This window comes from Actinoplanes sp. NPDC051494 (assembly GCF_044454705.1).
In the GTDB taxonomy this organism is placed as follows: domain Bacteria; phylum Actinomycetota; class Actinomycetes; order Mycobacteriales; family Micromonosporaceae; genus Actinoplanes.
Genome location: NZ_JBITDZ010000001.1, coordinates 709397 through 722682, shown reverse-complemented (window position 1 = coordinate 722682; position 13286 = coordinate 709397). Strand labels below are relative to the sequence as shown.

The window sequence follows — 13286 nt, the reverse complement described above, 5'->3', positions numbered from 1 at the left end:
CTCGTCCTCGTACAAGTGTTCGGCTATTGTCCTCAGCGGCGTGGTCATCCACAGCTCACGACCGGGCGGCTGATTTATGTCAGACCCACCGTCTAGCGTGACCCGCGTGGTGAACAGAAGCTCAGCGGCGAAAACGCCTGGGAAGTCGAATACAGGGGTGGCGGACATGGTGGCAGGACCTGACAGGGACAAGGCGCTCGATCTAGCGCTTGCCCAGATCGACAAGCAGTTCGGCAAGGGCTCAGTGATGCGGCTCGGCGAGCGGCCGGTCGTGCAGACCGCCGTCATCCCGACCGGTTCCATCGCCCTGGACGTGGCTCTCGGTGTCGGCGGCCTGCCTCGTGGCCGTGTCATCGAGGTCTTCGGTCCCGAGTCGAGCGGTAAGACGACGGTCGCCCTGCACGCCGTGGCCAACGCCCAGCGCAACGGCGGTATCGCCGCCTTCATCGACGCGGAGCACGCGCTCGACCCCGAATACGCACGCAACCTCGGCGTCGACACCGACGCCCTGCTGGTGTCGCAGCCCGACACCGGTGAGCAGGCCCTCGAGATCGCGGACATGCTGATCCGCTCCGGCGCCCTCGACATCATCGTCATCGACTCGGTCGCCGCCCTCGTGCCGCGCGCCGAGATCGAGGGCGAGATGGGCGACAGCCACGTCGGTCTCCAGGCCCGCCTCATGAGCCAGGCCCTGCGGAAGATCACCGGTATTCTCAGCAACTCCGGCACGACCGCGATCTTCATCAACCAGCTCCGCGAGAAGATCGGCGTCATGTTCGGCTCGCCCGAGACCACGACCGGTGGCCGCGCGCTGAAGTTCTACTCCTCGGTCCGGCTCGACGTGCGCCGCATCGAGAGCCTCAAGGACGGCACCGACGTGGTCGGTAACCGCACCCGTGTCAAGGTCGTGAAGAACAAGGTCGCGGCCCCGTTCAAGCAGGCCGAGTTCGACATCATGTATGGCAAGGGCATCTCCCGCGAGGGCTCGCTCATCGATGTCGGCGTCGAGCAGAACATCATCCGCAAGTCCGGCGCCTGGTACACCTACGACGGTGACCAGCTGGGCCAGGGCAAGGAGAAGGCCCGCGAGTTCCTCAAGGAGAACCCGGACGTCGCGGCCGAGATCGAGAAGAAGATCCTGGAGAAGCTCGGCGTGGGCCAGACCACCGGCGACGCCGCCGGCGGCCCGGAGCTCCCCCCGGTCGACTTCTGACCGTCGCTCACCCCCGAGTGACCGGCCCCGTTCCTACCCGGGCCACCAACCGTCAGCCGCCCACCACGCCCGCTCCGCCGTCCTCCACGACGGCGGGGCCGGGCGGGCCACGGCAGCCCTTTCCTTCCCGGCCTGAGGCTGACCCGCGCCGCGATGACGGAACTGCATGACAGACCTGCATGACGGAACTGCCTGACAGGAAGGCGCTTCGGCGGTGGCGGGAAGACGTGGTGCCCGATCGGGCCGAGGCTGGGATGCGATCCCGCCCCGTGCCACCGATGAGAACTCGCCCGGCGACGAATCCCGGCGAGGAAGCGGACGGCGCAACAGCGGCCGCGGATCCTGGGGCACAGGTTCCGGGCCTGACGGCAGCCCTGCGGCGGGTGGCCCAGCGGCGGGTGGCTCTGCGGTGGGTGGCCCTGCGGCGGGCGGCGGCCGGTCCGCCGGTAACGAGCCGCCCCGGCCCGAGTCGGAGGTGGCCCGCGAGATCTGCCTGCGCCAGCTCGCCGTTCGCCCCCGCACCCGGCTGGAGCTGGCCAAAGTACTGGCCCGCAAGGAGATCTCCGAAGAGGTGATCGCCGAGGTTCTCGACCGGTACGACGAGGTCGGCATCATCGACGACGCGGCATTCGCCCGAGCCTGGGTGTCCACCCGCCACCACGGCCGAGGCCTCGCCCGGCGAGCACTCGCCAACGAGTTGCGGCAACGCGGAGTGGACGCCGAAGTGGCCACCGAAGCCCTCGAAAGCGTCGACGAAGACGCCGAGGCAACCACGGCCCGAGCCCTCGTCGACCGCAAGCTGCGCACCGCCCGAGGCACCCCCGACCAGATCTTCCGGCGCCTGGTCGGCATGCTCGCCCGCAAGGGCTACCCGGCAGGCATCGCCATCCGAGCAGTCAAGGACGCCCTGGCCGCCCGCGACGAGGAAGCAGCCGAATTCGCCGACCAGCTCGACCCCGACGCCCTCGACGATCTGGAAGACGGCGCCCTCAGCTGACCTCCGGCTTCCCCGTCCATCTGCCGCCCACTGCCCGGCCGCCCTAACCCCGCCCGTCCGGCCCCCGCCCGTCCGGCCCCCGCCCGTCCGGCCCCCGCCCGTCCGGCCCCCGCCCGTCCGGCCCCCGCCCGTCCGGCCCCCGCCCGTCCGGCCCCCATCCATCGCGGCCCGTTCGGCCCGTTCGGCGCGGCCGTTGCTCAGCCCGGCCCGTGCTCGACCCCGGCGTTACCCGCCTGGTCCGGTCGCCGTTTGCGCGGCGCGGCCTGGTCAACGTGCTTGACCCGATGTCGTCGGCCGGGTCCGGTCACCGTTCTGCCCGCCACCGCTCGGCGACCGTGCCCAGCTCGCCCAGCTCGCCCAGCTCGCCCAGCTCGCCCAGCTCGCCCAGCTCGCCCAGCTCGCCCAGCCTGACGCCGCCCGGCCTGACGCCGTCTGGTCCGGGGCTGTCCGACTGGTTGGCTGGTTCGGCGCTCGCGTTGGAGCGGATCGTGTTCGCGACGTAGGACGGCCGAGGTCGGCGGTTCGTGCCGGGTCGGTGTTCCCGCTCAGGTTGGCGGTTCTCGGCCGTCGTTACGGGGGCCGGTCGGGGATTTGGGACGGTCCATTGTGGGTTTCGGTGGCGACGTCGTTTCCTGCTGTGCCCGATCATGCCCTAATTGTTTGCCCGCGGATGGGGTGCTCGTTCGGGATTATGTGTCGGCCGACGCTTTGATAGCGGGCTCATACAGCCGTCAAGTGGATTCCGGGGCCGGTCCGTCGCCCCCGCTGGGGTGACCTGTGTGTGGCGGGCCGGTCGCGGGATTCGTGCCGTGGACAACGTTTTGGTTTCGATGCCATCTGCGCCTCGGGATGGTGGTCGGTGCTGGTGGGAGCGCTGCCGGTCCGCGCCGGAATGGCGGATTCGGTGCGGGCTGTCGTGGCCCGGTTACCTTCTGTCCAAAGCGTGGGCGTGAATGGCGGGGTCTTGAACGTCCGAATTTTGCCGTATTGTCAACGGTGGATGGAACGAACGCGTCCGTACCGGTAATCTAATGCCTCGGACCATAGGACTTCATGTCCTATGAGGACGTGAACAGTCTTGAGCACGGGGAGGAACATGCGAACCAATCGGCTCGCGCGCCGTCGTGGCGTGCGTGTGGCTGCGCGGCTCGGCATCATTGCCGGGGCCGTGGGCATTGCCGCTTTTGCGGGGGCTACCGCCGCTGCGGCTTCCACTATCCAGGGTGTCACGGGCGGTGTGATCGCGCTGGCGGAGCCGTCCGCCGACGCCGGCACCACCGAGGTCGAGGACCCGACGGACCCGGATCCGTCGCCCACGGTCGACGAGCCCGACGTTCCGGAAGAGCCCGAGACCCCGACGGAGCCTGAGACTCCCGAGGAGCCGGAGACTCCGACCGAGCCCGAGACTCCGACCGAGCCCGAGACCCCGACCGAGCCTGAGACTCCGGCGGAGCCCGAGACCCCGGCCAACCCGGGCGACGGTGGGACCACGACGCCGCCCAGTGACGGTGGCGAGGACACCCCCGGCGGTGGCGGCGGCGGTAACCCCGGCGACCCCACCACCGCGCCCCCGGCCGGCAACGGCGGTTCGAACAACGGCGGTTCGAACAACGGCGGTTCGAACAACGGCGGTTCGACCGGCGGTTCGAACAACGGCGGGTCCGGCAACAGCGGATCCGGTGACGGCAGTGGTTCCACCGGCAATGGTTCCACCGGCAGCGGCTCGACCGGTGGCGGTTCCACCGGCGGTTCGTCCTACGCCGGTGGCAGTGGCGGCAGTGCCGGTCTTCCGGTCACCGGTGCGGACGTCGTCACCGTCGCCGGTGTCGGCGCCGCGATCGCTGCGGGTGGTGTCGGCCTCGTCCTGGTGACGCGCCGTCGCCGCCCCCAGGAACTCGGGATCTGATACCGGGTTCAGCACCGTGACGATGGACCCGTGGCCGTTCTGGGCTGCGGGTCCATCGCTTTTGGTGGATCTTTCGGGGACCTTGCCGGACACAACCGGCTGGTAACCTGGAGCGTCGTGACAGACAACTCCCGCAGTGCCGGACCCGGCGACGTCCCCCTCCCCGAGGATGCCGCCGTGACCGACGCGCGCGGGGCAGGCAGCACCGGTCCGCACGGGGCCGGCACAGCACAGACAGTCGAGGGGATGGGTCCGGTGAGCGGTGCGGACCAGGGTTACGGAACGGCTCGGGGGAGTGACCCGGGGCCCGCGGGCGAGCCTCCGCAGCAGGGATACGGCCCGTTCAACCGGAGTGTGAGCGGGGTCCCCAGCTCGGGTGCGGGCGCTTACCCAGTCGATGGTGCGGGCCCGGTCGATGGTGCGGGCCCGGTCGATGGTGGGGAGCCGGTCGATGGCGCGGGTCAGTCGGTCGATGGCGCGGGCGCAGGCCCGGCGACTGAGTCCGTCGATCAGTATGGCTTGAGCACCGGCGGCAGCCACTATGCGTTCAGCACCTCGGCACCCCCCGCGACCGGTCGAGACACCGGACGGTTCGGTTTCGACGCCGCACCGGCCTCAGGCGCTCCGGCTTCAGGCGGCCCGGCGTATGGCGCTCCGGCTTCAGGCGGCCCGGCGTATGGCGCTCCGGCTTCAGGCGGTCCGGCGTATGGTGCTCCGGCCTCAGGTGGTCCGGCTTACGGTGCTCCGGCTTCGGGCGGCCCTGCGTACGGTGCTCCGGCTTACGGCGACCCGGTTTGCGGTGGCCCGGGTTTTGGCGGGCCGCGGATCGAGCCGACCCCGAAGCAGCCCAAGGGCAAGTTCGTCGTGCCCGCTCTCGCCGGTCTCGTCGCCGGCCTGGTGATTTTCGGTACGGGTGGCTGGTTCCTCGGCCGCGGCACCGCCCCCGACCCCGGAACGACCGTGGTCGCGCAGCCGTCGGCCAGCGCCGTCCCGAGTGTCGGGGCTTATGACCAGTTCCAGATCGCCAGCAACGGCCCGAGGTTCACCGGCCCGCTGGCCCCGCTGGGTGAGGGCTGGCTGAGCCGGCTCTCGAGCTGTTCCCGTAACGGGGAGAAGAGCGGCCCCAACGTGAACGCCGCCGCCGGTGAGAAGGCCCGGGTGCGCTGTGAGATGGACGCGATGAGCGTGATCTTCGTGGAGTACAACAGCACCGCGGACCGGGACAAGGCGCGGGTCACCACGCTCGGGCAGAACATCGAGGCCCGCAAGCTCACCACCGGGGTGGCGGAGCCTGTCGTGCAGCCCACCCCGACCCCCTCGGGGCGGGTCACCGGCAACTACGTCGAGTATGCATACCAGGTCAGCGGCCGTACGGTGGCCGGAATCTGGTGGGATGACAGTGCCACTCCGGTCGCCGCGTACGTCCTGGCGTACTGGAAAGAGGGTATCGGCCAGAAGTGGGATCCGTTGCGGGAGGTCTGGGCCCGCTACGCCTGAATTGCCCATAACGTTCGTGAGCAGGGCGTGAGCAAGTCTGTGCCGTACGTCCCATCCGGTGCCGAATCATGAGTCCTTGACCGAAGCGGCACTCGCGACCTAGCCTCGCGTTACCAAGGTTTGCACGACCACTGAAGGCTAAACGCACAACATAGATCGCATTACTTTTCTGCATCACTTCCGGATCGGGACGGTGTTCCCGGCGATGCCATCGCCGAATCGCCCCCTCGCGCCGGTGCGCCACCTTAGAACCAGGTCACCACGTCAGAGGAGGGCGGAAGCCACCCAACGACCCCGCCACCAGGCGGGACCAGCATCACCAGCGTCTCTCGTCGGCGACGATGTCTCCGCGCCGCTCCCAGCGGTGCCGGGTCACCCCGAGCCGTCGGTCGACTGCACCCGCGATCAGCCGCCTTTGGTCGGGCTTCCTTGTCGCGCTCCGCGTATGTGCAGAGCGCGGGACGAACGGCCGCAATCCTTGCGGCGCGGTGAAGGGAGAAGCGGCGAGATGACGGCCCTGGACTGGGTGCTCGTGGTAGCCATCGTCGTTCTCACCGCCCTGGTGGCAGCGGGCCTCTATGTCGGTTCGCGGGCGCTGCGCCACATGCAGAAGTCCCGGAGCGCCGACGAACAGACCAGAGAACAGGCAAACGCGAAGGCAGCCTCCGTACGCGCGGAAGCGGCCGCCGCCAAGGCCGAGGCGACCGCCGCCCGGGCCGAGGCGCGGCGGGTCCTGGAATCGGCGCACGAGGAAGCCGACACGATCCTCGAGCACGCGCATCGGCAGGCCGAGTCGGATGCCGAGCAGGTCCGCACCGCCGCCCGGCGCAGCGGCGAGCGTGAGGTCGCGCTGTTGAACGCGACCGTCAAGGAGCAGTCGGCCGAGGTCGAGCGGCGGGCCGGGCGGATCGACGAGCGGGAGCGGCAGCACGCCGAGGAGATCGAGCGACTGGTCGAGCGGGAGCGCCGGCTGGCGGCGATCGACACCGACCTGACGGCGCGCGAGTCCACCGTCAGCCGGCGCGAGGGTGAGCTGACCGAGGCCGAGCAGCAGCACCGCCGGGAGCTGGAGCGGATCGCCGGCCTGACCGGTGAGCAGGCCCGGACCGAGCTGATCGAGAGCATCGAGAGCCAGGCCAAGCGGGAGGCCGCGATCCTGGTCCGCGACGTCGAGAGCGAGGCCAAGCACACCGCCGACACCCGGGCCCGGCACATCGTCGTCGACGCCATCCAGCGGATCGCCAGCGAGCAGACCTCGGAGAGCGTGGTCAGCGTGCTGCATCTGCCGAGCGACGAGATGAAGGGCCGGATCATCGGCCGGGAGGGCCGCAACATCCGGGCGTTCGAGTCGGTGACCGGGGTCAACCTGATCATCGACGACACCCCGGAGGCGGTGCTGCTGTCCTGCTTCGATCCGGTACGCCGTGAGGTCGGTCGCCTGACGCTGGAGAAGCTGGTCCTCGACGGGCGGATCCACCCGCACCGCATCGAGGAGGTTTTCGAGAGCGCGAAGAACGAGGTCGACCGGCTGTGCGAGCGCGCCGCCGAGGAGGCCCTGGTCGACGTCGGGATCACCGACCTGCATCCGGAGCTGGCCACGCTGCTCGGCCGCCTGCGGTACAGGACCAGTTACGGGCAGAACGTCCTGAAGCATCTGGTCGAGACCGCCCACATCGCCGGCATCATGGCCGCTGAGCTGGGTCTTGATGTGGCCACGATGAAGCGGTGCGCGTTCCTGCACGACATCGGCAAGGCGCTCACCCACGAGGTCGAGGGCAGCCATGCGCTGATCGGTGCGGACCTGGCCCGCAAGTACGGCGAGTCCGACGACGTGGTGCACGCGATCGAGGCGCACCACAACGAGGTGCAGCCGCAGACCGTCGAGGCGGTGCTGACCCAGGCGGCGGATGCCTGCTCCGGAGGCCGGCCGGGGGCGCGGCGGGAGAGCTTGGAGGCGTACGTGAAACGCCTGGAGCGCATCGAGGAGATCGCCGGCGGCAAGCCGGGGGTGGAGAAGGTGTTCGCCATGCAGGCCGGCCGCGAGATCCGGGTGATGGTCCGCCCGGACGACGTCGACGACATCGGCGCCGCGGTCCTGGCCCGTGATGTGGCCAAGCAGATCGAGGAGGAGCTGACCTATCCCGGTCAGATCCGTGTCACCGTCGTCCGCGAGTCCCGGGTGACCGAACTCGCCCGATAGACGACCCGATAGACGAAAGGCCCGGCCGAGGCCGGGCCTTTCCATCAACCAGGATCAGTCGAGGGTGGCCGCGACCGCCGCGGAGTTGTCGGTGCCGTCCGCGACCGGCCCGACCGCGGTCGGGATGCGGGGTGCCTTGCCGGAGCGCCGGGTGCGCCGCTCCAGGAAGCCGGCGAGGAACGTCAGCGACGCGTTCAGGATGATGTAGATGATCACCGCGACGATGGCCGCCGCGACCGTGTTGCCGAAGTTGGCGCCGAGCGTGTTGACGCCGAGCTGGATGAGCTCGGTGTACGCGATGATGTAGCCGAGCGCGGTGTCCTTGACCAGCACGACGAGCTGGCTCACGATCACCGGCAGCATCGCGCGGGCGGCCTGCGGGACCAGGACCGTGCTCATGACCTGGCTCTTGATCATGCCGAGCGCGTACGCCGCCTCGCCCTGGCCGCGGGGCACCGATTTGATGCCGGCGCGGAACGCCTCGGCGAGCACCGAGCCGTTGTACAGCGTCAGCCCGATGACCACGGCCCAGAACGGCGGCATGGGCTCCTGGGTGAGGAACGGCACGCCGTAGAAGATGAAGAAGATCATCAGCAGCAGCGGGACGGCGCGGAAGAACTCCACGACGATGCCCGCCGGCACCCGGACCCACCAGTGGTCGGAGAGTCGGCCGACGGAGAAGAGCACGCCGAAGACCAGCGACAGCACCATGGCGACGGCCGCGGCCTTGACCGTGCCCCAGAGGCCCGGCAGGACGTACGCGGTCCAGGTCTCGGCCTCGAGGAACGGCTTCCACAGCGGCCCGGCCCACTGGCCCTTGGCGTCGAACTTGGTGTAGATCCACCACAGCAGCGCGACCAGGGCGATGCCGAAGACGATCGTCAGGACGAGGTTGCGGGCCTTGGCCCGGGGCCCCGGGTGGTCATAGAGGACCGCGTCCGCGCTCATCGCTTCACCGCCAGTCGGTTGGCCAGCCAGCCGAACGCGTAGCCGGTGGGGATCAGGACGACGGCGAACGTGCCGGCGAAGACGAGGAAGATCGAGATGACCGCGTCACCGTTGGCGTTGATGAGTTCCTTCATCGCCGACGAGGACTCCATCAGGCCGATGGTGCCGACGATGGTGGAGTTCTTGGCCAGCGCGATGAAGATGCTGCCCAGCGGTGCGACGACGGCCCGGCCGGCCTGCGGCAGGATGATCATCCGCAGCGTCTGCAGGAACGACATGCCGATCGCGCGGGCCGCCTCGGCCTGCCCGACGGGCACGGTGTTGATGCCGGAGCGGATCGCCTCGCACACGAACGCGGCGGTGTAGACCGAGAGGCCGATCACGCCGAGCCAGTAGTTGTTGAGGTTGATGTCGTCCGAGATCTCGAGGCCCAGCCCGGAGTACAGGCCGAAGTAGCAGAAGAACACGATCAGGGTGAGCGGCGTGTTCCGGAAGATGTTGACCCAGGCGGTGCCGAAGCCGCGCAGCACCGGGACGGGGGAGACCCGCATACCGGCGAGCAGCACGCCGAGCACCACGGAACCGACCGTGGCCGCGAGCGTGAGCTTCAGGATCCAGAGGAACCCGGTGGTGTACGTGTCGATGTTGGCTGGATCCGTGAAGACGTCCATCGCCCTCGCTTCCTCGTGGCGCCTGAGGGATTACAGAGGGGCGGGGCCGACGACGTGCCGGCCCCGCCCCGTCCGGAGAAAAATCAGCTGCAGTTCGTCAGCTTGGTGACATCGAGCGTGGGGGCAGCGGTGCCGCTCTTGCCGAGCGTGCTGTCCCAGGCCGCCTTGTACGAGCCGTCGGACGCGGCCGCCTTCAGGATCTCGTTGATCTTGTTGCAGCCCTCGGTGTCGGTCTTCTTGACACCGATGCCGTACGGCTCGTCGCTGAACTTCTTGCCGACGACCTTGAACTTGCCCGCGTACTGGTCCTGGGCGGCGTAGCCGGCGAGGATGATGTCGTCGGTCGTGACCGCGTCAACCGTGCCGTCGGCCAGCGCCTGCACGCACTTGGAGTACGAGTCGAACTGCTGGAGCTGCGCGTCCTTGTAGTCGGTCTGGATCCGCTTGGCCGGCGTGGAGCCGGAGACGGAGCAGACCTTCTTGCCGGCCAGTGCCTCGGGGCCGGTGATCGTCGACGCGGTCGGGACCAGCAGGTCCTGGCCGGCGATGTAGTACGGGCCGCCGAAGTTGACGACCTTCTTGCGCTCGTCGTTGATCGTGTAGGTCGCGATGACCACGTCGACCTGGCCCTGCTGGATGAAGGGCTCACGGTTGGCGGAGACCGTCGTCTTGTACTCGATGCCGGTCTCCGGCACGCCGAGCCCCTTGGCGACGATCTTCGCGATCTCGATGTCGAAACCGGCGTAGGTGCTGCCGGTCTGCAGGCCGAGGCCGGGCTGGTCGGCCTTCACGCCGAAGATCAGCTTCTTGTCGCTGCTGGCCTTGCCGACGATGCCGCTGGCCGAGTCCGACCCGCTGTCGTCCCCGCCACATGCTGCCGACGTCAGGGCCAGGGCGAACGCCCCAGCGATCGCTGCCATACGGGTGATGCGCATCGTCACGCTCCTCTTGCTGAAAAATTGCACAAATCTGCCACAACGGTTCGGTCGGAACAACGAGGTTCCGGATAGGACGTTCAGTGCGTGAGGATTTTTGAGAGGAAATCCTTCGCCCGGTCACTCTTCGGGCTGGCGAAGAACTCGGCCGGCGGGGCCTGCTCCACCAGCTGGCCGTCGGCCATGAAGACGACCCGGTCGGCCGCCGCCTTGGCGAAGCCCATCTCGTGGGTGACCACCACCATGGTCATGCCGTCGCGGGCCAGGGACGTCATGACGTCCAGGACCTCGCCGACCATCTCCGGGTCGAGCGCGCTGGTCGGCTCGTCGAACAGCAGCGCCTTGGGCTGCATGGCCAGCGCCCGCGCGATGGCGACCCGCTGCTGCTGACCGCCGGAGAGCTGGGCCGGGTACTTGTCGGCCTGGCTCGCGATGCCGACCCGTTCGAGCAGGCTCATCGCCCGCTCCCGGACCACCGGGGCCTTCTCGCGGCGCACCTTGACCGGACCCAGCATGACGTTCTGCAGGATGGTCTTGTGCGCGAAGAGGTTGAAGGACTGGAACACCATGCCGACCTCACTGCGCAGCCGGGCCAGTGCCTTGCCCTCCGCGGCCAGCGGTCGTCCGTCGAACGTGATCGTGCCGTTGTCGATCGGCTCGAGGCGGTTGATCGCACGGCAGAGCGTCGACTTGCCCGACCCCGACGGTCCGATCACGACGACCACCTCACCGCGCTGCACGGAAAGGCTGACATCCTGCAACACGTGCAGGGGGCCGAAGTGCTTGTTCACGCCTTCGAGGACGATGAGAGGCTCGCTCGTCGTCACCGTCTGACCACCGTCCTGTCTGTGGGTCTCACTCGGATGGGGTCACTCTATTGGCGCGGTTGTATCGGAACGCGCCGAGAATGGTCACGGAGCAGTAACACCGCAGATGCGGACCGGAAGGGATGTCCACGATGAGCGGTATGGCAGACAGCGACCCCGCGGACGGGCTATGGAGCTGGAGTGCCGCCGCGCACCTCGACGAGGCACTTGTCCACGCGGCTGTTTCCGGGGCGTTACAGCGACCGGTGACGACCATCGACGTCCCGGTCGACGGCGCGGTGCTCTGCGACGTCTGGCACGTCGGAGGCGATTTCCCCACCCTGATCGACTGCTATCTCGCTCCCGGCACGATCGCCGAGGCCACCATCGCCAGCGCCGTCGCGGTCCGGCTCGGCGTCGACGTCCTGCTTCCCGACGACACGTTCAACCCCACCCGATATGTACGCGCTGTGCCCGACGGTTCCCTGCACGCCGTGCACGTGGACGAGGTGGAGACCGATGACGGTACGGAGCGTCGTCACATCCGTGCGTGCACCGGGTCGGACCCGGGCTGTGCGACCGCCCCCGGCTGCTCCTCGTCAAGATGGAAGCCGGGGGACTACCCTGGTCAATTGCCATGACTGAGATGCCCCGCACCTACGACGTGCGCACCTACGGCTGCCAGATGAACGTGCACGACAGCGAGCGGATCTCCGGGTTGATGGAGGACGCGGGCTACGTCCGCGCCACCGACGCCGACGGAGCCGACATCGTGGTCTTCAACACGTGTGCCGTCCGGGAGAACGCCGACAACCGCCTGTACGGCAATCTCGGCCACCTGCGCCCCACGAAGCTGAAGAACCCCGCCATGCAGATCGCCGTCGGCGGCTGCCTCGCCCAGAAGGACCGCGGCGACATCGTCAAGCGCGCGCCCTGGGTCGACGTCGTCTTCGGCACCCACAACATCGGCTCGCTGCCGGCCCTGCTCGAACGCGCCCGGCACAACCAGGAGGCCGAGGTCGAGATCCTCGAGTCGCTCGAGGTCTTCCCGTCGACGCTGCCCACCAAGCGCGAGTCCACGTACGCGGGCTGGGTCTCGATCTCGGTGGGGTGCAACAACACCTGCACGTTCTGCATCGTGCCGTCGCTGCGTGGCAAGGAGAAGGACCGCCGGCCCGGCGAGATCCTGGCCGAGGTCGAGGCGCTCGCCAAGGAGGGCGTCCTGGAGGTCACCCTGCTCGGGCAGAACGTGAACTCCTACGGCGTCGAGTTCGGCGACCGGCTCGCGTTCGGCAAGCTGCTGCGCTCCACCGGTGCCGTCGAGGGCCTGGAGCGGGTCCGCTTCACCAGCCCGCACCCCAAGGACTTCACCGACGACGTGATCGCCGCGATGGCCGAGACGCCGAACGTCTGCCACTCGTTGCACATGCCGCTGCAGTCCGGCTCCGACCGGGTCCTGAAGGCCATGCGCCGCAGCTACCGCTCGGAGAAGTACCTCGGCATCATCGACAAGGTCCGCGCCGCGATGCCGGACGCCGCGATCACCACGGACATCATCGTGGGCTTCCCCGGCGAGACCGAGGAGGACTTCCAGCAGACCCTGGAGGTCGTGCGCCAGGCCCGCTTCTCCAGCGCGTTCACGTTCCAGTACAGCAAGCGTCCCGGCACCCCCGCCGCGACGATGGACGAGCAGCTGCCCAAGCAGGTCGTCCAGGAACGCTACGTGCGCCTGATCGAGGTGCTCGAGGAGATCAGCTGGGCCGAGAACAAGCGTCTCGTCGGCGAGAAGGTCGAGGTCCTGGTCGCGGTCGGTGAGGGCCGCAAGGACGAGCACACCGGCCGGCTCAGCGGCCGCGCCCGCGACGGCCGCCTGGTCCACTTCGCCACCGGCGGCACCACCCCCCGCCCCGGCGACGTGATCGAGACCGTCATCACGTACGCGGCCCCGCACCACCTCAACGCCGACGGCGACCCGCTCAGCCTGCGCCGCACCCGGGCCGGCGACGCGTTCGAGGCCGGCCGCACCCCCAAACTCCCCGGCGTCTCGCTGGGCCTGCCCAGCATCGGCGTCCCCGCGCCCCTTCCCGTAGTGGATGGTTGCGCCCTGTAAGTA

The 13286-nt window shown here is 69.0% G+C and carries 11 protein-coding genes; 7 read left to right on the top strand and 4 right to left on the bottom strand.

Annotation, left to right across the window (positions count from 1 at the left end):
• The first annotated feature begins 166 nt into the window (after positions 1–166).
• The 5 genes from recA (at position 167) to rny (ending at position 7813) form a co-directional block, all read left to right on the top strand.
• Entirely contained in the window at positions 167–1213 is a 1047-nt protein-coding gene (recA, locus tag ACIA6A_RS03290) for a recombinase RecA (protein WP_396095758.1), read from the top strand.
• Positions 1214–1427: 214 nt separating this feature from the next.
• Positions 1428–2210: a regulatory protein RecX gene (locus ACIA6A_RS03285; protein ID WP_396095757.1), complete on the top strand. Its 783-nt coding sequence runs from the start codon at positions 1428–1430 to the stop codon at positions 2208–2210.
• A gap of 1237 nt (positions 2211–3447) precedes the next feature.
• On the top strand, positions 3448–4116 hold the full coding sequence (locus ACIA6A_RS03280) for a hypothetical protein (RefSeq protein ID WP_396095756.1): 669 nt from the start codon (positions 3448–3450) through the stop codon (positions 4114–4116).
• 864 nt (positions 4117–4980) lie between these two features.
• On the top strand, positions 4981–5613 hold the full coding sequence (locus ACIA6A_RS03275) for a hypothetical protein (protein WP_396095755.1): 633 nt from the start codon (positions 4981–4983) through the stop codon (positions 5611–5613).
• Positions 5614–6121: 508 nt separating this feature from the next.
• Positions 6122–7813 carry a ribonuclease Y gene (gene rny / locus ACIA6A_RS03270; protein ID WP_396095754.1) on the top strand — a complete coding sequence of 564 codons (1692 nt, stop codon included), beginning with the start codon at positions 6122–6124 and terminating at the stop codon, positions 7811–7813.
• Positions 7814–7867: 54 nt separating this feature from the next.
• Here rny and ACIA6A_RS03265 read toward each other — a convergent pair whose 3' ends face one another.
• From ACIA6A_RS03265 to ACIA6A_RS03250, 4 genes are all read right to left on the bottom strand, one after another.
• Positions 7868–8761, bottom strand: coding sequence for an amino acid ABC transporter permease (locus ACIA6A_RS03265; protein WP_396095753.1), 894 nt, complete (start codon positions 8759–8761; stop codon positions 7868–7870).
• Entirely contained in the window at positions 8758–9432 is a 675-nt protein-coding gene (locus tag ACIA6A_RS03260; protein ID WP_396095752.1) for an amino acid ABC transporter permease, read from the bottom strand. Before ACIA6A_RS03260 ends, ACIA6A_RS03265 begins: the two co-directional genes overlap by 4 nt.
• 83 nt (positions 9433–9515) lie before the next feature.
• Complete coding sequence (locus ACIA6A_RS03255; RefSeq protein ID WP_396095751.1) at positions 9516–10367, bottom strand: glutamate ABC transporter substrate-binding protein; 852 nt, start codon at positions 10365–10367, stop codon at positions 9516–9518.
• Positions 10368–10447: 80 nt separating this feature from the next.
• Positions 10448–11194 carry an amino acid ABC transporter ATP-binding protein gene (locus ACIA6A_RS03250; protein WP_396095750.1) on the bottom strand — a complete coding sequence of 249 codons (747 nt, stop codon included), beginning with the start codon at positions 11192–11194 and terminating at the stop codon, positions 10448–10450.
• Between the two features lie 140 nt (positions 11195–11334).
• Here ACIA6A_RS03250 and ACIA6A_RS03245 point away from each other — a divergent pair, with 140 nt between their 5' ends.
• Together ACIA6A_RS03245 and miaB are read left to right on the top strand one after the other, a co-directional pair.
• A complete protein-coding gene (locus ACIA6A_RS03245; protein WP_396095749.1) occupies positions 11335–11814 on the top strand; it encodes a hypothetical protein in 480 nt (159 codons plus the stop codon).
• Positions 11811–13283 (top strand): tRNA (N6-isopentenyl adenosine(37)-C2)-methylthiotransferase MiaB, encoded by a 1473-nt coding sequence (miaB, locus tag ACIA6A_RS03240; RefSeq protein ID WP_396095748.1) that lies wholly within the window; start codon positions 11811–11813, stop codon positions 13281–13283. The genes ACIA6A_RS03245 and miaB overlap by 4 nt, the downstream gene beginning before the upstream one ends.
• The last annotated feature ends 3 nt before the right edge of the window (positions 13284–13286 follow it).

What these genes read in the sequence shown, in the direction of transcription:
- ACIA6A_RS03260 (WP_396095752.1), bottom strand. Translation starts at nt 9,432, where the DNA reads ATGGACGTCTTCACGGATCCAGCCAACATCGACACGTACACCACCGGG.
- miaB (WP_396095748.1), top strand. Translation starts at nt 11,811, where the DNA reads ATGACTGAGATGCCCCGCACCTACGACGTGCGCACCTACGGCTGCCAG.
- ACIA6A_RS03255 (WP_396095751.1), bottom strand. Translation starts at nt 10,367, where the DNA reads ATGCGCATCACCCGTATGGCAGCGATCGCTGGGGCGTTCGCCCTGGCC.
- ACIA6A_RS03245 (WP_396095749.1), top strand. Translation starts at nt 11,335, where the DNA reads ATGGCAGACAGCGACCCCGCGGACGGGCTATGGAGCTGGAGTGCCGCC.
- rny (WP_396095754.1), top strand. Translation starts at nt 6,122, where the DNA reads ATGACGGCCCTGGACTGGGTGCTCGTGGTAGCCATCGTCGTTCTCACC.
- recA (WP_396095758.1), top strand. Translation starts at nt 167, where the DNA reads ATGGTGGCAGGACCTGACAGGGACAAGGCGCTCGATCTAGCGCTTGCC.
- ACIA6A_RS03265 (WP_396095753.1), bottom strand. Translation starts at nt 8,761, where the DNA reads ATGAGCGCGGACGCGGTCCTCTATGACCACCCGGGGCCCCGGGCCAAG.